The organism is Ralstonia chuxiongensis, assembly GCF_024158925.1.
GTDB classification, from domain to species: domain Bacteria; phylum Pseudomonadota; class Gammaproteobacteria; order Burkholderiales; family Burkholderiaceae; genus Ralstonia; species Ralstonia chuxiongensis.
Genome location: NZ_JAMYWC010000005.1, coordinates 1 through 23,413, shown reverse-complemented (window position 1 = coordinate 23,413; position 23,413 = coordinate 1). Strand labels below are relative to the sequence as shown.

Sequence of the window (23,413 nt, the reverse complement as noted above, 5' to 3'; positions counted from 1 at the left end):
TATGACCGAATCGACCGCATTCAGCCCCATGCCAGACGACGCAACCAGTGCTTCCGACAGCACCCTGCTGGGCCGCCCAGACAGTCCCTGCATCGGCATCTGCTCAACGCTCTTCGATGAAGTCTGCCAAGGCTGCGGACGCACGCAGCTTGAGGTCAGCAACTGGGTGTTCATGACGGACGAAGAACGCAACACGGTCTGGACCCGCATCCTTGCCGAAGGCACGGCCCAGGGCTATAACCCAGATGGCAGTCGCAAGTAGGCGCAAGCGTCAAACGCAAAAAACCCGGCCGAAGCCGGGTTTTTCATTGGTGCGGCACGCCCAGCCGATCAGGCCGTCTTCGCAGGATTGAGCTGCATCGCCTTGTACTCCAGGAACTCCTCCAGCCCGTACTTGCCGTTCTCGCGCCCGTGGCCGGACTGCTTGTAGCCACCAAACGGCGCCTGCATGTTGAACGGCCCGCCGTTGATGTTGACCTGCCCCGTGCGGATGCGCCGCGCCACGCGAATCGCCCGCGCCTCGTCGCCCGACCACACACCGCCGCCCAGACCGTAGATGCTGTCGTTGGCAATGCGGACGGCCTCTTCCTCGTCGTCGTAGCAGATCACAGTGAGCACGGGGCCGAAGATTTCCTCGCGCGCCACGGTGTCAGTCGTCTTGACGTTGCCAAGTACCGTCGGCTTGACGAAGAAACCGGTGGACAGGCCTTCCGGCGTGTCGGCTCCACCGGTAATGAGTTCTGCGCCCTCTTCCAGACCCTTGCGGATGTAACCCAGCACGCGATCGCGCTGCACGGCAGAAATGAGCGGCCCGAGGCGCGTGTTTTCCTGCGCCGGATCGCCCGGCACGTACGCGGCGGCAAACTGCGCGGCCAGCGCCTTCACCTCTTCATACTTCGCGCGCGGCACCAGCATGCGCGTGTGCGCCGAGCACGTTTGCCCAGAGTTCAGGAAACACGCCGACAGCGTGCCCTTGACCGCCGATGCCAAGTCCGCATCATCCAGGATCACCGATGCCGACTTGCCGCCCAACTCCAGCGCCACGCGCTTGACCGACTGCGATGCCAGTTCCGCCACACGCTTGCCTGCACGCGTTGAGCCCGTGAACGACACCATGTCGACATCCGGATCACTGGCGAGCACCTCGCCCACCACCGGGCCATAGCCGGTGACAAGGTTGAACACGCCCGGCGGCAGACCGGCTTCTTCAATGACTTCCGCCAGCACGAAGGCATTGAGCGGCGCCACTTCCGACGGCTTGAGCACCACCGTGCATCCCGCTGCCAACGCGGGTGCGACCTTCAGCGTGATCTGGTTCAGCGGGTAGTTCCATGGCGTGATGGCGCCCACCACACCCACCGGCTCGCGCACCACCAGCGAGTTGCCAACGTGCTCTTCAAATTCGAACGTGCTGAGCAGCTTGGCGAAATTGCCCCAGTTATAGACCGGGCCGCCCACCTGGATGGCACGCGCCAGCTTGATCGGCATGCCGACTTCGCCGGCAATCAACTGCGCCAGCTCTTCGCTGCGGGCCTGCAGGCCGTCGGCAATCTTCTGGATGTATTCGGCGCGCTTGGCAACGGGCGTGGCAGCCCAGTCATCAAATGCGGCGCGCGCCGCTGCCACGGCGGCTTCCGCATCGGCCGCGCTGCCTTCGGGAATGGTTCCCATGACGGCTTCGGTGGCCGAATGAATCACTTCAATGACGCCCTTGCCCTGCGGCGCCACCCACTTGCCATTGATGAAAAGCTTGTCGCGTTGCTGCATCGTTGGTCGTCTCGCTCTGGTGGATGCGCGATTTGCGCGTTGTGCTATCCGGGTTGCGACTGAGGCCCACGTCGCCCCCGGGCGGTTATGATCGGTCTATTGTAGAGCCAGCAGAGCGCGCGCTGCAGACGCGCCGGCCGAGGGAGACAGCATGACCACCACCATCTACCAGAAGACCGAAAAAGGTCAGGACGAGATCCGCACACGTGCGAATCACCTCGACCAGCGTCACCGCGCGGTCCTTCTGATGATCAACGGCGAAAAAACCTGCGACGACATCCTCGTCCAGCTGCAACCTCTGGGCATGACGCAAGCCGTGTTCGACGAGCTCGAGAACGCCGGATATATCCGCACGCACGTGCCCGGGGCCGCTACCGTGAAGGCGGCATCGGCCACCGCCTCTGCGGCAACTGCAGAGGCGGCGACCCCCGCATCTGCAGCGACTTCTAAAGAGCCGGCCGCCGAAGGCTATCAACGCCTCTACCGCTTCTATACCGAAACCATCAGCCGGTATCTCGGCCTGCGCGGCTATCTGCTTGAGATGAAAGTGGAGAAAGCGGGCAACATCACCGAACTCGTCGCCCTGCGCGACACGCTCAAGGCCGCGCTCAGCAAAACGCGCGGCGAGCCCGAGACCAGCAACGTGATCGCCCAGCTGGATCTGCTGATCGACGAGGCGAAAGGCTGACAGCGACGTATCCGGGCGAGCATGAAAGGCGGTCGCGTTAGCCGCCTTTTTTTTGAGCGCCGTTGAATGCGAGCGTCCACCAGATCTTGAGGTCACCGCGTCGCGGAATGGGAAAACTTCATTACCATGGCGAATCCCATTCGCGTGCTTCATGGCTGAGGACCGCCCATGCCCATCGATATCCGAGCCCTTCGTTACTTCGTCGAAACCGCGCGGCTGCAGAGCTTCACCCAAGCGGCGAGTTCGCTCTCGGTGACACAATCCACCATCAGCAAGATGGTGCGTCAGCTGGAAAACGAGGTTGGGCAGCCGCTGCTGATCCGGGAAGGCAGGCAGGTGCGGCTTACCGACGTGGGCCGTGTCGTGTACGCGCGCGGCCAGGAAACGCTCGGTGTGGTGCACAGGCTGACGCTTGAAGTCGCCGACCTGTCTTCGCTTGGACGGGGCGAACTCACGGTCGGCATCCCGCCGATGGTGAACCTGTTCTTCTCGCCCGTCGTAAGCGCATTTCGGCAGCGTTATCCCAACCTGGCGCTGAACCTGGCCGAATACGGCGGCAAAACTGTGGAACAGCAGGTAGCCAACGGCGAACTGGAGGTCGGCGCCACGGTTCTGCCCGGCGACAGCGGCCTCGAACTCGCTACGCGGCAGTTTGCAAAGTATCCGATCTGGGTGGTGGGACCGCGCAAAGCGAAATGGGCCAAGGGCAAGACCGTCAGCCTCTCGGCGCTGCGTGACGAACCGCTGCTGTTGCTGGCTGAGGATTTCTCCCTCACGCGCAAGCTGCGGCAGGCCTTTCTTGAAACCCGCATCGAGCCGCACATCGCTGCGCAGAGCGGGCACTGGGAATTCCTCGCCTCGATGGCGGCAGCGGGCCTGGGCACGACTTTTTTGCCACAGCCGCTGGTGGCCAATCTTGCGAACCGTGACAAGCTGGCTGTGGCGCGCTTGACCGCTCCCGACATGGAATGGGCGCTCGCGCACCTGTGGTCGCCGGGCCGCTATCTTTCCCACGCCGCTCGTGCGTGGCTCGCGACGTGCGAGGAAGTGCTGGGCGCCTGAGCAGCGGCGCCCACGCTTCAAGCGCTGAGAGCGGGTTCCAGGGGCTGGCTCTCATCCATAGAATCTGCCGGGGCCATCGAGCCCTGATCGCGGAAGCGCACATGCCAAGCCAGCGCCTCTTCCAGCAGATGCGGGGTATGCCCGCCGCGCCGCTGCGCGCGCACAACGTAGTCGCGCAGCAGCTCGCGGTAGCGAGGATCAGCGCAGTTGCCGATGATCTGGACAGCACGCTCGCGCGGCGCCAGCCCCCGCAGATCGGCCAACCCGTGTTCGGTGACGATGATGTCCACGTCGTGCTCGGTGTGGTCCACATGCGAGACCATCGGAACGATGCTCGAAATATCGCCGTCCTTGGCCAACGACTTGGTTACAAAGACAGACAGATGTGCGTTGCGCGCAAAGTCGCCCGAGCCGCCGATGCCGTTCATCATGTGTGTGCCGCCCACGTGCGTCGAATTGACGTTGCCGTAGATGTCGCATTCCAGCGCGGTATTGATGGTGATCAGACCCAGCCGGCGGATCACTTCCGGGTGGTTGCTGATCTCCTGCGGCCGCAGAACCACGCGCGTCTTGTAGCGCTCGAGTTCCGTCAGGAACCGCTTGTAGACCGGGCGCGAAAGCGTGATCGATGAAGCCGACGCAAACGCCAGCTTGCCCGAGTCGAGCAGCTCGATGGAGCTGTCCTGCAAGACCTCGGAGTACATCTTGAGGTCATGGAACGGCGAGTCGATAAAGCCATGCAGGACCGCGTTGGAGATCGTTCCGATACCCGCCTGCAGCGGCTGCAGCGTGGGCGAAAGACGGCCCGTGCGCACCTCGCGCGCCAGAAACGCATTCAGATGCCCGGCAATGGCGTTGGTCTCCACATCGGGCGGCAACACGTTGGATGGGCTGTCATCCTGCCCCGTAATGACGATGGCCGCGATCTTGCGCGGATCAATCGGGATATACGGCAGGCCGATGCGCTGCTCCGGTGCAATGAGCGGAATCGGCTGACGATGGGGCCGCTGCACCGGGAAGAAGATATCGTGCAGCCCTTCCAGATTGGCGGGCATGTTCAGGTTGATCTCGACAATCACCTGCTTCGCCAGCACCGCAAAACTTGCGGAATTCCCCACCGACGTGGTCGGCACGATGCCGCCGTTCTCGGTGATGGCCGTGGCTTCGACAACCGCCACATCCAGCGGTGCAATCTGCCGCGAACGTAGTTGCTCCACGGTTTCCGACAAGTGCTGGTCAATGAACATGACCTCGCCTGCGTTGATCTTGCGCCGCAGCGTGGCATCGGCCTGGAACGGCAAGCGGCGAGCAATCACATCGGCTTCGGCCAACACCTTGTCGATGTCGTTGCCCAGCGATGCACCGGTCATCAAGGTAATGCGCAGCGGCTCGTGCGCGGCACGCCGGGCCAGGGCAAACGGCACGGCCTTGCAGTCGCCTGCACGGGTGAAACCGCTCATGCCGACCGTCATGCCATCGCGGATCAGGGCTGCGGCTTCGTCCGCAGACACCACTTTGTCCAGCAGGGATTGCAACCGAATGCGGCCGCCGATATCAGAGGTCATTTCGTCTCCTGGGTACTTCGCCGGGCCTGCGTTTGGCGCTTCTTGGTGTGACGCGCGGCGCCTGATCCGCAGCTCTCGGCTTGTTCACTGTGATATGCAGCCCCAGTGTAGCGACGGCAATGAATTCTGATGGCGATAAAAAATCATGGAATCCAGTCGGTTTTTTCATAGATGACCGACCTTGGTGGCGCGTCTGCCGCTTGCGGTGAAAACCAAAAGCAAGGGGCCGCACATAGGCGGCCCCCTGATTACGGCAAAGAATCGATGCTCACCCTGCGCGGCATCAAAGCTGATGCGTAGTCCTCGCTCGGCTGCACGGCGGTCAGTGCTCCGGGAAACGCGCGAGCTTGGCGGTATTTTTCGGCACCGGATACTGCGCCACGTTCATTTCCATGGCGAGCAGCGTGTAGTAACCGCAGATACCGGTCATGTCTACGATGCCCTTATTGCCGAACCGCTTTTCCGCCCTGGCATAGGTCCCGTCGGCCACGCGCTTGTTGCGGATCAGTTCGGTCGTGAAGTCATAGACGATCTCCTCGTCATCACTCATCCCGGTGGGGCGGCGGCCATCGGCAATCGCATCGGCAATACTGGGCTTGATGCCCGCCTTCAGGGCGATCGGATGGTGCACGTACCACTCGTAATCCTGGCTCCACTCCCGCGCAGTGATGAGGATGACCAATTCGCTCAGCGTGTTGCCGATGGCGGAGTGATATCGCAGATAGTCGCCCATGGCCCGGGTCTGGCTCATCACCTCCGGGCTATGCATCAGGGGCTCGAACGGCCCGAATACAGGCACCTTGCGCGCAGCCTGAAAGTCTTGCGCTGCCTTGGCCTGTTCGACGTCGTATTTGTCCGGCGGAATGGTTGGCAGGCGCTCGGCAGCGTGTGCAGACGTCATCAGCACCAGTGCGGCTGTCGACAGCAATGTCAGTACGTTTTTCAACGTGAGTCTCCTCATATGTTTTGATTGTTCTTTGCTGGCGCTGAACGCAACGGCAGGGATGCAGGTGCGGCGTTCGGCCAAGGCATTCTGGGATCGGGAGGAGGTACTGTCAACGCAGCCTTGGCGAGCGGCACGCGAAGCGCCGATCAAGATCGGACAACGCGTGTTCGCCTTGCAAAGCCGGCCGAAAAAAAAAGAGGCCGCACATCGGCGGCCCCTTGATCACGTCAGAGGATCAGCGCTCAGACTTCGACGCCCTGGCTCTGCAGGTATTCGTCGTAGGTGCCAAGGTAATCGGTCAGCGTGCCGTCCGGGCGCACTTCGATTACGCGCGTGGCCAGGGCGCTAATCAACTCGCGGTCATGCGACACGAAGATCAACGTGCCTTCGTACTTGTCCAGCGCGATCTGCAGCGACTCAATGGATTCCATGTCCATGTGGTTGGTCGGCTCGTCGAGTGCCAGAACGTTGTGACGGCCCAGCATCAGCTTGCCCCAGATCATGCGGCCCTTCTCGCCACCGGAAAGCACCTTCACGCTCTTCTTGATGTCGTCAGCCGAGAACAGCAGGCGGCCCATCGTGCCACGCAGCGATTGGTCATCGTCACCGGCTTGCGTCCACTGGCTCATCCAGTCCATCAGGTCGCGGTCTTCGGGGAATTCTTCGTAGGTGTCTTGCGGCATGTAGCCGACATTGGCGTTCTCGGCCCACTTGACGGCGCCACCGTCGACCTCGATGCCGCGCTGTACGCCGGTCTTCACGGCGCCGTTCAGCAGGCAGCGCAGCAGCGTGGTCTTGCCCGCACCGTTCTCACCGATGATGGCAATCCGCTCGCCCGCGCGCACGGCCATGGTCAGGCCATCGAAAATCTTGCGGTCGTACGTCTTGCGTGCATTATCGGTTTCCACCGCCAGGTTGTGCAGCTTCTTCTCCATCTCGAAACGGACGAAGGGGTTCTGGCGCGACGACGGCTTGATGTCTTCCACCTTGATCTTGTCGATCATCTTCAGGCGCGACGTGGCCTGGCGAGCCTTGGACTTGTTGGCCGAGAAGCGGCGCACGAAGTCCTGCAGGTCGGAGATGCGTTCCTTGGCCCGCGCGTTGGCGGCCTGCAGGCGTTCACGCGCCTGCATGGAGGCTTCCATGTAGTCGTCGTAATTGCCCGGGTAGACCTTGAGCGTGCCGTAGTCCATGTCGGCCATGTGCGTGCAGACCGAGTTCAGGAAGTGGCGATCGTGGGAAATGATGATCATGGTGGAATTGCGCTCGTTGAGCACCGATTCCAGCCAGCGGATCGTGTTGATGTCGAGGTTGTTGGTCGGCTCGTCCAGCAGCAGCACGTCCGGGTTCGAGAACAGCGCCTGCGCCAGCAGCACACGCAGCTTCCAACCGGGAGCAACGTCTCTCATCGGGCCCTGATGCTGGCTGGTCGAGATGCCGACGCCCATCAGCAGTTCACCCGCACGCGCTTCGGCGGTGTAGCCGTCGTATTCGGCGTACTTGGCCTCCAGGTCGGCGGCCTTCATGTAATCGTCGTCGGTCGCTTCCGGGTTGGCGTAGATGGCATCGCGCTCCTGCGCGGCGGCCCACATTTCGGTGTGGCCCATCATCACCACGTCCAGCACGCGCATGTCTTCATAGGCGAACTGGTCCTGACGCAGCTTGCCCAAGCGCACGCCCGGCTCCAGCATCACGTTTCCGCCGCTCGGCTCCAGATCGCCGCCCAGGATCTTCATGAAGGTCGACTTGCCACAGCCGTTGGCGCCGATCAGGCCATAGCGATTGCCCTCGCCAAACTTGACCGAGATGTTCTCGAACAAGGGCTTGGGCCCGAACTGCATGGTGATGTTGGCGGTGGAAAGCACGTGGAAACCTTGATTTGGAAAGCAGTGATCTGACGCGGCAAGCACTTAGCCGTTCGCCATTTGGGGAACCGGAGATTTTACCACCCGGACGTGACCGGGATGGCCGGGGGCTATGCCTTCAGTGTCGGATACCCCGACAAGTGCAGCGTAAAGCCCGTGGCGTCGACATCCAGATTGGCCTGTGCGCCAATCGGCAGCGTCGCCTTGGTCGGGCAATGGCCGAACGGCAAGCCTGTGACGACCGGAATCGACAGGCGTTCGGCCAGGTAATCGCGCATGGCGTCGAAATCGTAGCCGGCGTCGTACGACGTGGTGCGATAGCCGGAGAAGTCGCCCAGCACCAGCGCCTGCTGCGTCTCCAGCACGCCGGCTTGCTGTAACTGCAGCAGCATGCGTTCCACGCGGTACGGATGTTCGTTGATGTCTTCAACAAACAGGACGCCGTCGCGGATATCCGGCAGATACGGCGTGCCGATGAGGCTGCACAGCATGGCCAGGTTGCCGCCCCAGAGCGTGCCAGCGTAGCGGCCAGGCCGTGCGCAACCATTCGGTTGCGGCACATCCACGCGCAACGCATAGGTCGGGCTGCGCAAAATGCCCCAGAAGTGCTCGACCATGAATGGGTCGATGTTTTCCAGCCCGAAGTCCGAACACACGTGCGGGCCGGCAAACGTTACGCCGCCCGTGGCCGCCAGGTACGCCAGCGAGAACACGGTGAAATCGCTGTGGCCCACAATGATGGCGTCCGTCGCCTGCGCGCGACGACCGATGTCGATGAAGTCGATATGGTCCAGCAAGCGCGTGAGGCCGTAACCGCCGCGGATGGCCATGGCGATTTCCTGGTCAGTACCCGTGCCGATCTGGTGCAGGTCAGCCAACCGCGCAAGTTCGCCACCGGCAAAACGCTGATGCTGCCGGCTCAGGCATTCAAGGTTGACGACCGTGCAGCCCTGCGCTTCCAACGCCGCCACGCCGCGCTCGGCAATGGCCGCATCGTTCGGATAACCGGAAGGCGCAATCAGGCGGACAGTGGTCATGTGGCGGATTCGTCGGGTTCGGTGGACGCCAGGCGTGCGGCCTTCTGGCTCGCGCGGCGCTCGGCAAAAAATGCGCGCAGCATGTCGCCGCATTCCTGCGCGAGCACGCTGCCGGCGATGGTGGTCTGGTGGTTCAGCCGCGTCTCGGCAAACAGGTCGAGGATGCTGCCGGCGGCACCCGTTTTGGGGTCGGGCGCGCCATACACGACGCGCGCCACGCGGGCATGCAGCATGGCGCCGGCGCACATCACGCACGGCTCCAGCGTCACGAAGACTTCGCAATCGGGCAGGCGATAGTTGCCGAGGTTCTCTGCGGCCTGGCGCAGGGCGCGCATCTCGGCATGCGCGGATGGGTCATGCGTGCCAATCGGGGCGTTGTAGCCGACGCCGACGATTTCGTTGCCACGCACGACCACGGCTCCCACTGGCACCTCGCCCTGCCCCCACGCGAACTTGGCCTGTACGAGCGCCTGCTGCATCCAGTAGCCGTCGCGCTCATGGGCGGACATGTCGGCGGGCGGGGTGAGGACATGCGGTGTGGTCATGCGATCCGGCGCTGTCGAATCAATCCTGCTCGTGCGGGCGCGCGAGTTTCACGTCGGCCCAGCAATTCGGGGTTTCGTACAGCACGAGCTTGGACAGGCGCAGATGGTGCCCAAATGTGTTGCGAAACACCGGCTCGAGAATGTCGAACGCAATCTGCGCGAGGTTCTCGACGGTGGGCACGTCGTTCAGCACGACGGTCTTATGACCGCCTTCCATATCGTTCAGGAACTCGACCAGCTTGGTATCGCCGCGATAGACGAGGAAGGCGTGGTCCCACAGATCGACGAGGTGCTTGTTAGCGAGCTGCTTGACGTCGCCGAAGTCGAGGATCATGCCGTCGTCGGCAGCCTTGTCGTTGTGCAGGACTTCGCCGGTGAGCGTGAGTTCGAGCTGGTAGCGATGCCCATGCAGATTGCGGCACTGGCCGGCATGGCTCGGGATGCGGTGGCCGGCATCGAATTCGAGCCGGCGCGTGATGGAAACGGTCTTGGTCATGGAACAAGGTGGCGGCAGCAGGCGCCGCGAAACGGCTGGAACCGGCAGAAAACCGGAGACAAAGTGCTGCGGCCCGCCTTAGCGGATGCCCAGCATCTTATGGGTTTGCAGCGACAGGCGCCAGCGCGGTCGGCGCTGGCACAGCTCAACGGCGAGCGCCGTATTCTGCCGGGCAAGCGGGCCGTCCATGGCCTGCAGGAAGAAATGCTGGAAATCCAGCCGTTCGTATGCGTCGAGGTCCTGTCCGTCTTGCGGAATCACCACCTTCAGCTCGTCGCCGCGCGTGACAACGAGTTCGGAGCCCATCTTGGGGCTCACGCACACCCAGTCGATGCCCTCCGGCACGGCGATGGTGCCGTTGGTCTCGATGGCGATTTCGAAGCCGCGTGCGTGCAGCGCGTCGATCAGAGGCTTGTCGAGTTGCAGCAGCGGCTCGCCGCCGGTACAGATGACGAGCGGCTTGCCGCCCGCGGCGTTGGCCGGCCATTCGGCGGCAACGGTATCGGCGAGTGCGTTGGCAGTGGCGTATTTGCCGCCTTGTGTGCCGTCCGTACCGACGAAGTCGGTGTCACAGAATTGGCAGACGGCAGTAGCGCGATCGGCTTCGCGCCCACTCCAGAGATTGCAGCCGGCAAAGCGGCAGAAGACAGCTGCACGGCCGGTGTTGGCACCTTCGCCTTGCAGCGTGTAGAAAATTTCCTTAACGGCGTAAGTCATGTCTGAACGGTGGCATTCACAGGAGAACGCCGCAAAATCGACGTCATTCCCGCGCAAACCGTACCAGTGCCCACTAGTGATTAACCCGACATTGTTTCACAAATTGGGCTGTTACGCCGCTCTACCCGCAGAAGGACGCCAGCGTCACAAAGGAAAAAGCGCCCTCTGGCGTCAGCCATGTCGCAAAAATGAAGGCGCCGCCGGCCGCCGCCAGCGCCCATGCCGCCCATCGTTTCAGTCGCGCGTTCATGCCGGTTGCGCCAGCGGCGTGCGCGCGAGTTGGCGATCATCGATCGGCCAATGCAGCAGCGCGGCCACCACGCCGAGCGCCATCGCACCAAACCAGATCGCGTCGTAAGAATGCAGGTGGTCGTACACCACGCCGCCCAACCACACGCCCAGGAACGCGCCAATCTGGTGGCCAAGGAACACGAAGCCGAACAGCGTGCCGATATAGCGCACCCCAAACACCTGCGACAGCAGCCCGTTCGTCAGCGGCACCGTGCCCAGCCACAACAAGCCCATCACGATGGCAAACGCATACAACGTTGCCTGCGACAGCGGCAGCAGGATGAACAGCGCAATCGCCGCCGTGCGAATCAGGTACAGCAACGACAGCAGATACTTGCGCCGGAACAGCCCGCCCAACGCGCCGCAGTAATACGTGCCGACGATGTTGGCGGCAGCGATCAGCGCCAGCGCGACCATGCCGTGTCGGCCGGTGAGCCCTTTGTCGAGCAGGTACGCCGGCATGTGCGCACCGATAAAGGCGAGCTGGAATCCGCACGTCAGAAAACCGAGATTCAGCAGCCAGAATCCGCGGTGGGCAAAGGCCTCGCGAATGGCCGAACCCATGCTCTGGTGCGCTTCCTGTGCGGCAGCAGTAGACGTTTTTTCGCGCAACGGCGCGGCAAGCGGCAAGAAGATGGCCATGACCACCGCCATGACCACAAGCGCCGTCACCCAGCCGACCGTGCTCAACAAGCCCTGTGCGGTCGGCACCATCACGAACTGGCCGACACCGCCCACCGCACCGGCCACGCCCAGCGCCCAGCTGCGCCGCTCAGGCGGCGTCAATCGGCTGATTGCGCCATACACCACGCCGAACGACGTGCCTGACAACCCGAGCCCGATCAGCCCGCCCGCCGACAGCGTGAAGCTCAGCGGCGTATTCGCATGTGCCATCAGCAGCAAACCAAGCGCATACACCACGATGCCCGCGACTACCACTTTGGCGGCCCCGTAGCGGTCGGCCAGCATGCCCGCAAATGGCTGTGCCGCGCCCCAGATGAGGTTTTGCAACGCGATCGCCAGGCCAAAGGTTTCGCGTGTCCAGCCGTGCCCCATGGTGATCGGCACGAGGAAGAGGCCTTGCACGTGGCGGATGCCCAGCGCAAGGCCGATCACCGCCCCGCCGGCCAGTACCGGCAACCAGGGCGATTGGGTGAGAGATTTCGATGTCATGAGCGTTTTTTCTCCGGTGTGAGTGACATTCCCACTTCGCAAGCGTGCTGAATATGCATTTGGCTGGAATGTCGCTTGATGGCTTATTAAACTTCGCCATATCCGGGTTCTCAACTGACCTTTGAGAACGCCTTGCATGAGGAAAACGCATGTCGACTCCCCTGGTTCGGTTGGCCTCCCTGGACTTGCTGCGCGGTTTCGTGGCGGTGGGCAGGCGCATGAGCATCACGCTCGCGGCCGATGATCTGTGCCTGACGCAATCCGCCGTGAGCCGGCAGGTGTCGGCGCTGGAAGAGGCGCTGGGTGTGAAGCTGCTGGTGCGCGGGCACCGTTCGATCGCGTTTACGCCCGAGGGTGAACGCCTGTTCCGCAGCGCCGACAGTGCCGTGCAGCAGTTGCAGGACGCCATTGGCGCCATCCGCGTGGCGGCCGAACGTCGGCCGGTGACGATCACGGCGAGCATCGGCGTCACAGGCTTGTGGTTGCTGCCGCGCTTGGCGCGCTTCCAACTGCAGTACCCCGACATCGACGTGCGCGTAGCCACCAACAATCGCCTCGTCGACCTGAGGAACCAAGGCATCGAACTCGCCATCCGGTATTGCCCACCGGGCGATGCACCGCCCGGCGCCATCCGGCTGTTTGGGGAGACCGTTGCACCGGTCGCGCATCCGTCGCTGGGGCTGCGCTCGCTGGATTCCGCCGAGGCGCTTGGCGGCCTGACGCTGCTCGACTTTGACGACCGTGACCTGCGCCGCCCGTGGCTCCAGTGGACAGACTGGCTCGCTGCAGCGGGCTGGAGCCACGCCAAACCGCGCACCGTCCTGCGCTTCAACCAGCACGACCAGATCATCCATGCGGCGGTGGCCGGCCAGGGGATCGCGCTCGGGCGCCTGGAACTGATCGCCCCGCTGCTGGCCGACGGCCGCTTGGTCACCGTACCGACCATTGCGCCTGGGGTGCGCAACACGCATGCGTATTGGCTGATCCAATCCGAGCCGAACCCGCGCCGCGACGTGCGCGATGTGGCCGCGTGGATCTGCTCGGAAGCGACAACCCAGGCCACGCATGCGCCGGGCGCATCCGAACTTGCGTGACACGCCGCGCAATTTCGCCCAGGACCGCGACATCCACACGCCCAAGGCTTTGGCCAAAGAACTGACGGCGCTCGGCTTGCCTGCCGACGCGATCCTCGCGCAGGCGCAGTCCGACGCCAGCAAGCCGCGCCTGCGCGAGCAAACGCACGCCGCGCAGATTCGTGGCATCTTTGGCGCTCCCACGTTCTTTGTCAGCGACGCGATGTTCTGGGGCAATGACCGCCTGGACGATGCGCTCGCCTGTGCCGCAGCATTGCAGTCCTGCCCCCCTCCACTTCACACCGGATAGCCCATGCCGACCCAGATCGAAAAAGCCCACGCCTTCCGCGCGCTGCACGAACGCAGCGGCACCTTCGTGATCCCCAACCCGTGGGACCGGGGCTCGGCCCGGCTGCTGGCATCGCTCGGCTTCGAGGCATTGACCAGCACCAGCGCAGGCTTCGCGTTTTCGCGCGGGCTGCCGGACTATGGCGTGGGCCGCGACACCATCCTCGCGCATGTGGCCGATTTGGCCGCCGCCACGGATGTGCCCATGGCTGCCGATCTGGAAAACGGCTTTGGCGACGCCCCGGAAACCGTGGCGGAGACGATCCGTCTGGCAGGCGCCACCGGCATCGTCGGCGGCTCGATTGAAGACGCCACGGGCCGCGCTGATGCGCCCATCTATTCGCTGGAAGCTTCGGTGGAACGCGTGCGTGCCGCGGTGGAGGCTGCACGCTCTCTGCCGTTTCCGTTCACGCTGACCGCGCGCGCTGAAAACCACCTGCACGGCCGCAACGACCTGGCCGATACGATCCGCCGCCTGCAAGCCTTCCAGGACGCTGGCGCCGACGTGCTCTACGCTCCGGGCCTGAAAACGCGCGACGAGATTGCCACGGTGCTGCGCGAGATCGATCGCCCGCTCAATGTGCTGATGGGCTTTGCCGACGGCAACCTGAGCGTGGCCGAGTTGACTGAATTGGGCGTCAAGCGCATCAGTGTGGGCGCCACGTTGATGCGCGTGGCCATGGGCGCGTTCCAGCGTGCGGCGGAAGAACTGCGTACCGCCGGCACGTTCAACTTTGCACGCGATGCCGCCAGCGGGGCCCATCTCAACAGCCTCTTTGCGCCGTTCGCCTGACCCGCGCGACCAAGCCAACGCAACCCGCCATGCCATCCTCCCCAACCGATGTAAAGCCGCCCGGCGGCCTGCGCCAGATTCCCGCCGGCATCTGGGTGCTCGGCTGCGTCAGCCTGCTGATGGACATCGCTTCCGAGATGATCCACAGCCTGCTGCCGCTGTTCATGGTGTCGGTGCTGGGGGCAAGCGCCTTGTCGGTCGGCTTGATCGAAGGTCTGGGGGAATCGACGGCGCTCATCGTCAAGATCTTCTCCGGCACGCTGAGCGACTACCTCGGCAGGCGCAAGGGCCTAGCGGCGTTCGGCTATGCGCTGGGGGCGCTGTCCAAGCCGCTGTTCGCCATGGCGCCCACGGCCGGCGTTGTGCTGACAGCGCGCCTGGTGGACCGTCTCGGCAAAGGCATCCGCGGGGCGCCGCGCGATGCGCTGGTCGCCGACATTGCCCCGCCTGCGCTGCGCGGCGCGGCCTTCGGGTTGCGGCAAGCGCTCGATACCGTGGGCGCGTTTCTGGGGCCACTTCTGGCCGTCGGGCTGATGCTGCTGTGGGCTGATGATTTTCGCGCCGTGTTCTGGGTGGCCGTCGTGCCGGCGCTGTTGTCAGTAGCGCTGCTGATGTTTGGCCTGCGCGAGCCCGAGACCCACAACGGCGCGCGCCGCACCAACCCCATCCGCCGCGACAACCTCCAGCGGCTGAACGGCGCGTACTGGTGGGTGGTGATGATCGGCGCGGTCTTCACCCTGGCACGCTTTTCCGAGGCCTTCCTGGTCCTGCGTGCACAGCAAGGCGGCATTCCCGTCGCGCTGGTGCCGCTGGTCATGGTGGCAATGAACGTCGTCTATGCGCTGGCGGCGTATCCGTTCGGCAAGCTCTCAGACCGCATGAGCCATACGAAGCTGCTGGCGCTCGGGCTGGTGGTGTTGATTGCCGCCGATGTGGTGCTTGGTCTATCCGCTCACTGGAGCGTGGTCGTCGTGGGCGTGGCGTTGTGGGGCGTGCATATGGGCATCACGCAAGGCTTGCTGGCGACCATGATCGCCGATACTGCACCGGCCGATTTGCGTGGCACCGCATACGGCATGTTCAACCTGGTAAGTGGGCTGGCCATGTTGGCCGCCAGCGTTCTGGCCGGGCTGCTGTGGGACAAGCTGGGCGCAGCCGCAACGTTTCACGCGGGAGCGGTGTTCTGCGTGCTGGCGTTGGGGCTGCTGGCAATACGAGGAAAGTCTTCCGGGCCGATCACGTGACTCCCGTGACGTTCGGCTGCACCTTGAACCAGCCCACCAGAAAATCCAGCATGGCCCGCAGCGCCGCCGGCATCTGCCTGCGCGAGCTGTACACGCCGTGAATGCCCAGCGCCTGGGGCGCGTGCTCAGGCAACAGGCGCACGAGTTGCCCGCTGGCGATCATCGGCGCGGCAGCAAACACCGGCTGTAAAGCAATGCCCGCGCCCTCTCGTGCCGCTGTCAGCAACACCATCGACTCATTCGCACTCAAATTGCCACCCACTGGCACGTCCGACGGGGCGCCCGTCTTCGCATCCGTGAACTTCCACAGGCTTTTGCCAAAGTACGAATACGTCAGGCAGTTGTGAATAGCCAGATCCTCCACGCGGCGCGGTGTGCCATGCGCGGCCAGGTACGACGGTGCCGCCACCACGACGGACTCACACGTGCCCAGCGGCCGCGCAATCAGGTTCGGGTCAAGATCGTTGGTAATGCGCACGGCCAGGTCGATGCGCTCTTCCACAAGATTGATGGTGCGGTTGTCGACCACCAGATCGACGGCCGTGTGCGGATAGCGCCGCAGGTAGGCCGTCACCGCCGTGCTCAACGTCTGCTGCGCCAGGGATTGCGCACAGGCAATGCGTAGGAGCCCGCGCGGCGTATCGGCTTCGGGGCCATCCGCCACAGCCATCTGTGAGGCGATTTCCAGCATCTGGCGGCAGCGCGCGAGCGTCGCTTCACCGGCGGGCGTCAGGCCGATGCGGCGCGTGGTTCGGTGCAGCAGCCGCGCGCCGGACCACGCCTCCATCTGCGCCAGATAACGCGTGACCATCGCGCGCGACATGTCGAGCCCTTCTGCGGCGGCGCTCAGGCTGCCGCGATCGACGATCGCCACAAATACTTCGGCTGACGTGATGCGATCCATATTTGATCGATTGGCGAAACAAATATGCGCATCTTAGGTGGTTTTTTGATCGAATCAAGCAACCTAAAGTGGCGACATTGCTGCAACCACATGCAACTGGAGAAAACAATGCCCCTGCTTCGCACCTTGCTTGCCGCCGCCCTTGCCACCGCCGGCCTGATTGCCCACGCTGCCGCACCGGCGCCGCTGCATCTTGAGGTCTACAACCCGGGCGACAAAGGCATCTTCCCCGTGTCGTCGGAAATCATCACCGGTGCACATGAGGCCATCCTGATCGACGCGCAATTCCAGCGCAGCGACGCAGAAGCGCTCGTGCAGAAACTCAAGGCCAGCGGCAAGACGCTCACCACCGTCTATATCAGCCATAGCGATCCGGATTATTACTTCGGGCTGGATGTCATCCGCGCGGCATTCCCGAAGGCGAAGATCGTGGCCACGCCGCAAACGGTGGCTGCCATCAAAGCATCGATGGACGGCAAGCTGGCCTACTGGGGCCCGATCCTTAAAGACAATGCGCCCAAGATGCTCGTGCTGCCCGAGGCGCTGCGCGCCGACCGCCTGACGCTGGAGGGCCGCGCCATCGAGATCAAAGGCCTGAACGGCCCGAATCCGGCACGCACGTATCTGTGGATTCCGTCGATCAAGACCGTGGCCGGCGGCGTGGTGGTCTTCAATGGCGGTCACGTATGGGTGGCCGACACGCAAACGCGCGAATCGCGCCTGGGCTGGCTGCAGACGCTCGACAGCATCACGGCGCTCAAGCCGACGACGGTGGTGCCGGGCCACTTCACCGGGGCGATGCCCAAGGGGCTGGAGGCGGTGCGCTTTACGGCGGATTACCTGAAGACCTTCGAAGTACAGGCCGCCAAGGCCGACAACTCGGCAGAGCTGGTCAAGGCGATGAAGACCGCGTACCCGACGCTGGCCGGCGATGCATCGCTGGACTTGAGCGCCAAGGTCATCAAGGGCGAAATGAAGTGGCCGCAGTAAATCGGCCGGTCACCTGGAAAACAACATGACGACGCTGCATTACATCTACGACCCGCTATGCGGCTGGTGCTACGGCGCCGCGCCGCTCGTGCAAGCCGCGCGAAACGTGCCGGGCTTGACGATCACCTGCCACGGCGGCGGCATGCTTGCCGGCCCCAACCGCCGCGCAGTAACGCCTCAGTGGCGCGACTACGTGATGCCGCACGACCACCGCATTGCAGAGTTGACTGGCCAGCCCTTTGGCGAGCCCTACTTTGAAGGCTTGTTGCGCGACACCACTGCCACGATGGATTCGGAGCCGCCCATTACTGCCGTGCTCGCCGCGCAAGCGCTTGGCGGCCGCGGGCTGGACATGATCCACCGCATCCAGCGCGCGCATTACGAAGAAGGCCGACGCATTGCCGACGTGCCTGTATTACGCGAGCTGGCAGCGGAGATCGGCCTATCGGCCGAAGCATTCGATGCGGAATACGCGCAGCAAGCCGGCGGCCCGACGCAGAAGCACATCGCACAAAGCCGGCAGTGGCTCGATCGTGTTGGCGGTCAGGGTTTTCCGACGTTTGCGCTGGAAGATGCGCAAGGCAAGCTTGGCATCATCGATATCGGCCCGTGGCTTGGTAACCCGGAGCACTGGGCGCAAGCGCTAACCCAGCACATCGGCGCGTCTTCCCCGGCCCCGAAGATCGAAGCTGATGGCCCCGTCTGCGGGCCGGACGGCTGCGCGTAACGGCGTGGCGCTCAGCCCTTGAGCGGCCAGCGGGCAAGTTCGTCGTAGCGCGTCTTGCCCAGCCAGCTATGGATGAGAACGAACTCGCGCACCGTCCACGTGATGGGCTCGATTGCCTTTGGCGCAAAGCCGCCGCGGTCATACAGCAGCGTGATGTGAGGTTTGAACGCCCCACGCGGCGCCGGCACGGCGGCATGTTGGAGCGCTTCGCCCAGCGCCGCCTGAAACGCCGTCAAACCGGCCACACCTTCATCGCCCAAGAGAACAAACGGCCGGTGATCTCGCCGGCCATGAAAGCTCACCACTTGGTTGAACGTGGCATCGAATGCCGGCAAGGCCAGGCTGTCTGCCGCTGCGCGCACGCGCGTCACGATATCGTCAGGCGGCAGATGAACGAAATCGCCCAGATGATGCAGCGTGACATGCAGACGCTCGGTGCGCAGCGCCTTGCCTTTGAAACCCACCACGGGCCGCAATTGGTCGATCAGGCGTGCAATGCGCCCTGCGGTCTCCACGTCGGGCTTGATTGCCAGAAACAGGCGATGTGCGGGCAATTGCGGGGTGGCTTCGAATCCGGGAAGAGTGAGCTGGGTCACGGCAGGGTCGTCAAACGCCGGTTGGCGATTCACCCATTATCGACGCCCGCATGACGTCTCGCTGAAAGTCCTGCTGAGCGCATCAAAAGCAACGCCCGGCGGTGACAACCTGCCGGGCGAAGTCTTTCCAGATGTGATGCAGCGATCAGATGTCGAAGAACACCGTCTCGGCGCCGCCATCCGGCGTGTCTTGCAGGCGCACGTCGAAGGTGTAGACCACCTCGCCGTTACGCTCGCTGCGCTGGGCAATCAGCGTCTTGCGGCGCACTTCCCACTCAATGCCGTTCAGCACCGGGTCCGCACCATTGGCCGCGGCCTCATCGCTGAAGTACACGCGGGTATGCAGGCCGAGGTTGATGCCGCGTGCAAACAGGATCATGCAGATGTGCGGTGCCTGCGTCGACGCGCTGCGGCCAGCCACCGCGCCCGGCTTGATGGTGTCGAAACGATAGACGCCCGTATCGAAATCCGCGCCGGCGCGCCCCCAACCACGGAATGCCGGGTCGACGGCTTTGTCTTGCCGGTCTGCTGGATGCGCGTATTTGCCGTCGGCGTTGGCTTGCCAGATCTCGATCAGCACATCACGCACGAGCGAGCCCGAGCCGTCGTAGACCCGGCCTTCCAGCGCGATGCGTTCGCCGCGCGTGGCGGGCGTGGTCAGTACGCTGCCGAATTCCTTGTCGTAGATGTCGAAGCCAGCCTGGCGCGGTGCAAGGCCGATGTGCACATACGGGCCGCCTGTCTGCGAAGCGGTTTCGTTGAAATGCGCGAACGGAGGCGTTGTCGTCATGGCCGTTGCCTGGGCACGTTCGAGCGATTCACGCAGTGTGGTCGTGGTCATCACTTGGCTCCTTGCAGTGCGGGCACGGCGTTCTCGAAATGCGTGGCACGGCGGCCGCGCAGCGTGATGTCGAAGCGATAGCAGCGGCTGTCGAGCGGCACGTGGTTTGCCGTGTCGTGCAGCGCGATCAGGCCCCGCACCTGCTCTTCGCTGGGGATGGTTTTGATGATGGGGCACTGCGCGATCATCGGATCGCCCTCGAAGTACATCTGCGTGATCAGGCGTTGCGCCCAGCCATCGCCGGAGAGCGAGTAATGGATGTGCGACGGGCGCCAATCGTTGATGCGGTTACGCCACGGATACGGGCCGGGCTTGATGGTGCGATAGACGTAGTAGCCGTTGGCATCCGTCAGCATGCGGCCGCAGCCGCCGAAGTTCGGGTCGATCGGCGCGATGTACTGGTCTTTCCTGTGGCGGTAGCGCCCACCGGCGTTGGCCTGCCACACCTCCACCAGCGCGTTCGGCACGGGGCGGCCGAACTCGTCGCGCACGTAGCCGTGGACGATGATGCGCTCGCCGATCGGCAGGCCTTCCTTGGCGTAGTTGAGGATGAGGTCGTTGTCGAGCGCGCCCAGGTCGTCGGCGTGGAACACCGGGGAGGTGGTCTCCGACAGCGTATTGAGCGTGGAGATGAGCGCGTTGCGCGGCGAGCGCAGCACGCTGGTCTTGTAGCCGGGGGTCAGTGCGGGCGGATGCTGCGCGGTGTCACGCTGGGCGAATTCGCCGGTGCCGGAAAGCGGCAAGGTCATGGGGCGTCTCCTTATGGAACTTATGAAATCGTGGGAAGACTGTATCGCCGCCAAAAAGTGAAGTAAATTGACTTCTTATCGGAAAATCGATAACTCCAAGTTATGGAAAGAGTGATTTCGGCCGACCTGCCATCCCGCATCCGTTTTCGCCATCTGAGCTGCTTTGTCGCCATCGCGCAGGAGCGCAACCTGCGGCGCGCTGCCGAGCGGCTGCATTTGAGCCAGCCGGCGGTATCGAAAACGCTGGGTGAGCTTGAAGCCCTGGCCGGTGTGCAACTTGTTGAGCGCGGCCGCCAAGGTGCACGGCTCACCGCTGCCGGCGAGCAATTCCTCCGGCACGCCGTGGGCGTGACGCAGGCGCTTGATTCGGCCACTGCCGCGCTGATGGGGTCGACGGATGCTTCCGCGCCAGTCGTGCATGTGGGCGCCCTGCCGACGGTGGCGAGCAGCCTGCTGCCCCAGGCGATCGCACATCTGCACGCGCAGCGCCCGCATGCCGGCGTGCGCTTGCGTACCGGCACCAATGTCGAACTGCTGACCGCGCTCAAGGCCGGCGAACTCGACTTCATCGTCGGGCGCATGGCCGAGCCGGATCGCATGCAGGGGCTGTCGTTCGAACTGCTATATGCCGAGCCGCTGGCGCTGGTCGTGCGGCCCGGGCATCCGCTGTTGACGCAGCCCGGCGCATCGGCCTCGTTGCAGGCGGTGCTGGATTACCCGCTGGTGATCGCCATGCCAGGAACGGTGCCGCGCCATCACACCGAGGCGCTGTTCCAGACGCACGGGTTGCGCTTGCCCGCGGGAGTGACGGAAACGCTTTCGGTGTCCGTCGCACGCTTGCTGGCGTGTCGATCCAACGCGGTGTGGATCACGCCCGAGCGCTCCGCCGCCGACGACCTTGCGCACGGGCAACTTGCCCGTCTGGACATCACCACGTCCAGCACCAAAGAGCCCGTCGGCCTGCTGCGCAGAAGCGACGCCACGCCAAGCGAACTGGCCAGCGCGTTCATGGAACTGCTGACCGAACTGGCGCAAGCGCCCTACTGAGCCGCCGCCCAAAAAAAATGCCGACCCCATGGCCGGCATTCTTTCTTTCGAGGCGCAGATCAACGGTGCGCCATCTCCACGTCATCCGCAGCATCGAAGACACTGCGATCGGTCTGTCCGAGCAATTGGCTGGTGATCGTTCCAGCAGTCATCGAGCCATTGACGTTGAGCGCGGTACGGCCCATGTCGATCAGGGGCTCGATGGAAATCAGCAGCGCCACGAGCGTCACCGGCAAGCCCATGGCCGGCAGCACGATCAATGCCGCGAAAGTGGCGCCACCGCCCACACCTGCCACGCCAACCGAGCTGAGGGTGACGATTGCCACCAGCGTTGCAATCCACACCGGATCGAACGGGTTGATGCCGACGGTGGGCGCCACCATGACTGCCAGCATGGCCGGATACAAGCCCGCGCAGCCGTTCTGGCCAATGGTGGTGCCAAACGAGGCGGCGAAGCTGGCGATCGACTCCGGCACGCCGATGCGCCGCGTCTGCGCCTCGATGCTCAGCGGAATGGTGGCTGCACTCGATCGGCTCGTGAACGCGAAAGACAGCGCCGGCCAGACCTTGCGGAAGAAGCGAAGCGGATTGATGCCGTTGAGCGTAAGCAGCACGGCATGCACGCCAAACATGATCGCCAGGCCCAGGTAAGACGCCACCACGAAACCGCCTAGCTTGATGATGTCCTGCACGTTGGACACAGCCACCACGTTCGTCATGAGCGCGAGCACGCCATAAGGCGTCAGGCGAATGACAAGCCGCACGAGCTTCATCACCCAGGCCTGCGCGGTGTCGATGGCGGTCAGCACGCGCTCGCCTTTCACAGCATCATCCTTGAGCAGGTTCAACGCCGCCACACCCAAGAACGCCGCAAAGATCACCACGCCGATGATGGACGTCGGCTTGGCGCCGGTCAGCTCGGCAAACGGGTTCTTCGGGATAAAGGACTGCACCAACTGCGGCACCGAGAGGTCTGCCACCTTGCCGACATAGCTGTCCTGGATGGCAGTCAGCCGGGCGGTTTCCTGCGCGCCTTGCACCAGACCTTGCGCAGTCAGCCCAAACAGGTGGGTGACGAACACTCCGACCAGCGCGGAAATCAACGTCGTAAGCAGCAGCGTGCCGATCGTTAGCACGCTGATCTTGCCCAGCGACGCCGTGCTGTTGAGCTTGGCCACCGAGTTCAGCACCGACACCAGCACGAGCGGCATGACGATCATCTGCAGCAGCTGGATATAGCCGCCGCCAACGATGCTGAACCAGGAGATCGACTGCTTGAGTGTCGCGCTGTCGTCGCCATAGATGAGGTGCAGCGCCAGGCCGAAAACGATGCCCAGCACCATGCCAAGCAGCACACGTTTGGCCAGACTCCAGCTCGCGTTCACGCGACCCAGAGCGAACAGGAGGACGACAAAAGTCGTGATATTCAGTGAGAGCGGAAGGTTCATGTTCCTTTGTGTCGCACGTTGCGCTCGAAATCGAGCCGGAATCTTACGCCTGTTGCACAAAGGCTGCCCGAGCACGGATCGCCTCACAAATGCCAACCAATCCGCCGCACAACCAGCACAGGATTCGCTTTACGGCCGAAGCGCTTCCACACGCCGTGATGAAAAATGCTCCAACCCGGGCGCTCGCCACCCCCATTTCCCCCGCACAAGAATGGCTTTCCGAGAACGAAAAAAAACCCGCACAAGTGCGGGCTGACAAGGAGCCGAGCGATCAGGAGGTCACGCTCAGTCAGAACGAGTGAACGATACCGGTGTACGCACCCAGCTGGTTCTTACCCACCGCCGGGTTGTTGTTGGTTGCTTCCACCGAAAAATTGGCGGTAGCGCTGTTCTGCACCGTGCCGACGCTCGCGTACAGCATCGTGCGCTTGGACAGGTTGTAGTTCGCGCCCGCCATGAACAGGTTGGCGTTGCCGCCGCCGTGGTTCACGTTGACGCGAT

The 23,413-nt window shown here is 63.6% G+C and carries 25 protein-coding genes and 3 pseudogenes; 11 read left to right on the top strand and 17 right to left on the bottom strand.

From position 1 onward, the window contains the following. Position 1: 1 nt before the first annotated feature. On the top strand, positions 2-262 hold the full coding sequence (locus NKG59_RS17240; RefSeq protein WP_024975718.1) for a DUF1289 domain-containing protein: 261 nt from the start codon (positions 2-4) through the stop codon (positions 260-262). 68 nt (positions 263-330) lie between these two features. Here NKG59_RS17240 and NKG59_RS17235 read toward each other — a convergent pair whose 3' ends face one another. Continuing rightward, complete coding sequence (locus NKG59_RS17235; RefSeq protein WP_045206387.1) at positions 331-1,767, bottom strand: aldehyde dehydrogenase family protein; 1,437 nt, start codon at positions 1,765-1,767, stop codon at positions 331-333. 151 nt (positions 1,768-1,918) lie between these two features. Here NKG59_RS17235 and NKG59_RS17230 point away from each other — a divergent pair, with 151 nt between their 5' ends. Further along, complete coding sequence (locus tag NKG59_RS17230) at positions 1,919-2,455, top strand: hypothetical protein (RefSeq protein WP_253539254.1); 537 nt, start codon at positions 1,919-1,921, stop codon at positions 2,453-2,455. Between the two features lie 168 nt (positions 2,456-2,623). Further along, positions 2,624-3,517, top strand: coding sequence for a LysR family transcriptional regulator (locus tag NKG59_RS17225; protein ID WP_253539252.1), 894 nt, complete (start codon positions 2,624-2,626; stop codon positions 3,515-3,517). Between the two features lie 17 nt (positions 3,518-3,534). Here the strand turns inward: NKG59_RS17225 and NKG59_RS17220 are convergent, their stop codons facing one another. The 9 genes from NKG59_RS17220 to NKG59_RS17185 all read right to left on the bottom strand — a co-directional run bounded on the left by NKG59_RS17220 (position 3,535) and on the right by NKG59_RS17185 (position 12,152). Continuing rightward, complete coding sequence (locus NKG59_RS17220; protein ID WP_045206390.1) at positions 3,535-5,082, bottom strand: acetyl-CoA hydrolase/transferase family protein; 1,548 nt, start codon at positions 5,080-5,082, stop codon at positions 3,535-3,537. 322 nt (positions 5,083-5,404) lie between these two features. Next, on the bottom strand, positions 5,405-6,028 hold the full coding sequence (locus NKG59_RS17215; protein WP_315862605.1) for a carboxymuconolactone decarboxylase family protein: 624 nt from the start codon (positions 6,026-6,028) through the stop codon (positions 5,405-5,407). A gap of 242 nt (positions 6,029-6,270) precedes the next feature. Beyond that, positions 6,271-7,893: an ABC-F family ATPase gene (locus tag NKG59_RS17210; RefSeq protein WP_253539248.1), complete on the bottom strand. Its 1,623-nt coding sequence runs from the start codon at positions 7,891-7,893 to the stop codon at positions 6,271-6,273. Between the two features lie 110 nt (positions 7,894-8,003). Further along, a complete protein-coding gene (ldcA, locus tag NKG59_RS17205) occupies positions 8,004-8,930 on the bottom strand; it encodes a muramoyltetrapeptide carboxypeptidase (protein ID WP_253539246.1) in 927 nt (308 codons plus the stop codon). Next, positions 8,927-9,475 (bottom strand): tRNA adenosine(34) deaminase TadA, encoded by a 549-nt coding sequence (gene tadA / locus NKG59_RS17200; protein ID WP_253539231.1) that lies wholly within the window; start codon positions 9,473-9,475, stop codon positions 8,927-8,929. Before tadA ends, ldcA begins: the two co-directional genes overlap by 4 nt. A gap of 19 nt (positions 9,476-9,494) precedes the next feature. Beyond that, positions 9,495-9,971 carry a 6-carboxytetrahydropterin synthase QueD gene (queD, locus tag NKG59_RS17195; protein ID WP_253539229.1) on the bottom strand — a complete coding sequence of 159 codons (477 nt, stop codon included), beginning with the start codon at positions 9,969-9,971 and terminating at the stop codon, positions 9,495-9,497. Between the two features lie 78 nt (positions 9,972-10,049). Beyond that, positions 10,050-10,688 (bottom strand): 7-carboxy-7-deazaguanine synthase, encoded by a 639-nt coding sequence (gene queE / locus NKG59_RS17190; RefSeq protein WP_253539227.1) that lies wholly within the window; start codon positions 10,686-10,688, stop codon positions 10,050-10,052. A 121-nt stretch (positions 10,689-10,809) separates the two neighbouring features. Beyond that, positions 10,810-10,938 (bottom strand): hypothetical protein, encoded by a 129-nt coding sequence (locus NKG59_RS26425; RefSeq protein ID WP_301288186.1) that lies wholly within the window; start codon positions 10,936-10,938, stop codon positions 10,810-10,812. Beyond that, positions 10,935-12,152, bottom strand: coding sequence for an MFS transporter (locus tag NKG59_RS17185; protein WP_253539214.1), 1,218 nt, complete (start codon positions 12,150-12,152; stop codon positions 10,935-10,937). The genes NKG59_RS26425 and NKG59_RS17185 overlap by 4 nt, the downstream gene beginning before the upstream one ends. 149 nt (positions 12,153-12,301) lie before the next feature. On the opposite strand from NKG59_RS17185, the gene NKG59_RS17180 reads away from it, so the two are divergent. The 4 genes and pseudogenes from NKG59_RS17180 (at position 12,302) to NKG59_RS17165 (ending at position 15,610) form a co-directional block, all read left to right on the top strand. Beyond that, entirely contained in the window at positions 12,302-13,246 is a 945-nt protein-coding gene (locus tag NKG59_RS17180) for a LysR substrate-binding domain-containing protein (protein WP_253539211.1), read from the top strand. Between the two features lie 7 nt (positions 13,247-13,253). Continuing rightward, positions 13,254-13,535: pseudogene (locus NKG59_RS17175) on the top strand (DsbA family protein); the annotation flags it as partial. 3 nt (positions 13,536-13,538) lie between these two features. Beyond that, positions 13,539-14,366, top strand: coding sequence for an isocitrate lyase/PEP mutase family protein (locus NKG59_RS17170; protein WP_253539208.1), 828 nt, complete (start codon positions 13,539-13,541; stop codon positions 14,364-14,366). Positions 14,367-14,395: 29 nt separating this feature from the next. Further along, entirely contained in the window at positions 14,396-15,610 is a 1,215-nt protein-coding gene (locus tag NKG59_RS17165) for an MFS transporter (protein ID WP_253539205.1), read from the top strand. On the opposite strand, the pseudogene NKG59_RS26530 reads toward NKG59_RS17165, so the two are convergent. Then, positions 15,603-16,193: pseudogene (locus NKG59_RS26530) on the bottom strand (substrate binding domain-containing protein); the annotation flags it as partial. The gene NKG59_RS17165 and the pseudogene NKG59_RS26530 sit on opposite strands and share 8 nt — an antisense overlap. 144 nt (positions 16,194-16,337) lie before the next feature. Beyond that, positions 16,338-16,514: pseudogene (locus NKG59_RS26525) on the bottom strand (helix-turn-helix domain-containing protein); the annotation flags it as partial. A gap of 108 nt (positions 16,515-16,622) precedes the next feature. Between NKG59_RS26525 and NKG59_RS17155 the strand changes: the two are divergent. Both NKG59_RS17155 and NKG59_RS17150 read left to right on the top strand, forming a co-directional pair. Continuing rightward, the gene (locus NKG59_RS17155) at positions 16,623-17,504 is read left to right on the top strand and encodes an MBL fold metallo-hydrolase (protein WP_253539199.1); all 882 of its coding nucleotides are present in this window, start codon (positions 16,623-16,625) and stop codon (positions 17,502-17,504) included. Positions 17,505-17,529: 25 nt separating this feature from the next. Next, positions 17,530-18,231, top strand: a complete 702-nt coding sequence (locus tag NKG59_RS17150; RefSeq protein ID WP_253539196.1) for a DsbA family protein — start codon at positions 17,530-17,532, stop codon at positions 18,229-18,231. 11 nt (positions 18,232-18,242) lie between these two features. Here the strand turns inward: NKG59_RS17150 and thpR are convergent, their stop codons facing one another. The 3 genes from thpR to pcaH all read right to left on the bottom strand — a co-directional run bounded on the left by thpR (position 18,243) and on the right by pcaH (position 20,417). Beyond that, positions 18,243-18,827, bottom strand: coding sequence for an RNA 2',3'-cyclic phosphodiesterase (thpR, locus tag NKG59_RS17145; protein ID WP_253539193.1), 585 nt, complete (start codon positions 18,825-18,827; stop codon positions 18,243-18,245). 145 nt (positions 18,828-18,972) lie between these two features. After that, positions 18,973-19,668, bottom strand: a complete 696-nt coding sequence (gene pcaG, locus NKG59_RS17140; RefSeq protein WP_253539174.1) for a protocatechuate 3,4-dioxygenase subunit alpha — start codon at positions 19,666-19,668, stop codon at positions 18,973-18,975. Next, positions 19,668-20,417: a protocatechuate 3,4-dioxygenase subunit beta gene (gene pcaH / locus NKG59_RS17135; protein ID WP_253539171.1), complete on the bottom strand. Its 750-nt coding sequence runs from the start codon at positions 20,415-20,417 to the stop codon at positions 19,668-19,670. Before pcaH ends, pcaG begins: the two co-directional genes overlap by 1 nt. 102 nt (positions 20,418-20,519) lie before the next feature. On the opposite strand from pcaH, the gene pcaQ reads away from it, so the two are divergent. Beyond that, positions 20,520-21,464 carry a pca operon transcription factor PcaQ gene (pcaQ, locus tag NKG59_RS17130; RefSeq protein ID WP_253539168.1) on the top strand — a complete coding sequence of 315 codons (945 nt, stop codon included), beginning with the start codon at positions 20,520-20,522 and terminating at the stop codon, positions 21,462-21,464. Between the two features lie 59 nt (positions 21,465-21,523). Here the strand turns inward: pcaQ and NKG59_RS17125 are convergent, their stop codons facing one another. Then, a complete protein-coding gene (locus NKG59_RS17125; RefSeq protein ID WP_253539150.1) occupies positions 21,524-22,912 on the bottom strand; it encodes an L-cystine transporter in 1,389 nt (462 codons plus the stop codon). A gap of 89 nt (positions 22,913-23,001) precedes the next feature. Between NKG59_RS17125 and NKG59_RS17120 the strand changes: the two genes are divergently transcribed. Further along, positions 23,002-23,214 (top strand): hypothetical protein, encoded by a 213-nt coding sequence (locus NKG59_RS17120; RefSeq protein ID WP_253539147.1) that lies wholly within the window; start codon positions 23,002-23,004, stop codon positions 23,212-23,214. On the opposite strand, the gene NKG59_RS17115 is transcribed toward NKG59_RS17120, so the two are convergent. Beyond that, the coding region (locus NKG59_RS17115) for a porin (protein ID WP_253539144.1) at positions 23,202-23,413 on the bottom strand (212 nt) is incomplete at its 5' end. The two genes, NKG59_RS17120 and NKG59_RS17115, sit on opposite strands and share 13 nt — an antisense overlap.

Coding starts and splice junctions, on each gene's coding strand:
- pcaQ (WP_253539168.1), top strand. CDS start 20,520: ATGGAAAGAGTGATTTCGGCCGACCTGCCATCCCGCATCCGTTTTCGC.
- pcaG (WP_253539174.1), bottom strand. CDS start 19,668: ATGACCACGACCACACTGCGTGAATCGCTCGAACGTGCCCAGGCAACG.
- queD (WP_253539229.1), bottom strand. CDS start 9,971: ATGACCAAGACCGTTTCCATCACGCGCCGGCTCGAATTCGATGCCGGC.
- NKG59_RS17170 (WP_253539208.1), top strand. CDS start 13,539: ATGCCGACCCAGATCGAAAAAGCCCACGCCTTCCGCGCGCTGCACGAA.
- pcaH (WP_253539171.1), bottom strand. CDS start 20,417: ATGACCTTGCCGCTTTCCGGCACCGGCGAATTCGCCCAGCGTGACACC.
- NKG59_RS17235 (WP_045206387.1), bottom strand. CDS start 1,767: ATGCAGCAACGCGACAAGCTTTTCATCAATGGCAAGTGGGTGGCGCCG.
- NKG59_RS17125 (WP_253539150.1), bottom strand. CDS start 22,912: ATGAACCTTCCGCTCTCACTGAATATCACGACTTTTGTCGTCCTCCTG.
- NKG59_RS17165 (WP_253539205.1), top strand. CDS start 14,396: ATGCCATCCTCCCCAACCGATGTAAAGCCGCCCGGCGGCCTGCGCCAG.
- NKG59_RS17225 (WP_253539252.1), top strand. CDS start 2,624: ATGCCCATCGATATCCGAGCCCTTCGTTACTTCGTCGAAACCGCGCGG.
- NKG59_RS17150 (WP_253539196.1), top strand. CDS start 17,530: ATGACGACGCTGCATTACATCTACGACCCGCTATGCGGCTGGTGCTAC.
- queE (WP_253539227.1), bottom strand. CDS start 10,688: ATGACTTACGCCGTTAAGGAAATTTTCTACACGCTGCAAGGCGAAGGT.
- NKG59_RS26425 (WP_301288186.1), bottom strand. CDS start 10,938: ATGAACGCGCGACTGAAACGATGGGCGGCATGGGCGCTGGCGGCGGCC.
- tadA (WP_253539231.1), bottom strand. CDS start 9,475: ATGACCACACCGCATGTCCTCACCCCGCCCGCCGACATGTCCGCCCAT.
- NKG59_RS17155 (WP_253539199.1), top strand. CDS start 16,623: ATGCCCCTGCTTCGCACCTTGCTTGCCGCCGCCCTTGCCACCGCCGGC.
- NKG59_RS17180 (WP_253539211.1), top strand. CDS start 12,302: ATGTCGACTCCCCTGGTTCGGTTGGCCTCCCTGGACTTGCTGCGCGGT.
- ldcA (WP_253539246.1), bottom strand. CDS start 8,930: ATGACCACTGTCCGCCTGATTGCGCCTTCCGGTTATCCGAACGATGCG.
- NKG59_RS17240 (WP_024975718.1), top strand. CDS start 2: ATGACCGAATCGACCGCATTCAGCCCCATGCCAGACGACGCAACCAGT.
- NKG59_RS17220 (WP_045206390.1), bottom strand. CDS start 5,082: ATGACCTCTGATATCGGCGGCCGCATTCGGTTGCAATCCCTGCTGGAC.
- NKG59_RS17230 (WP_253539254.1), top strand. CDS start 1,919: ATGACCACCACCATCTACCAGAAGACCGAAAAAGGTCAGGACGAGATC.
- NKG59_RS17185 (WP_253539214.1), bottom strand. CDS start 12,152: ATGACATCGAAATCTCTCACCCAATCGCCCTGGTTGCCGGTACTGGCC.
- NKG59_RS17120 (WP_253539147.1), top strand. CDS start 23,002: ATGCCAACCAATCCGCCGCACAACCAGCACAGGATTCGCTTTACGGCC.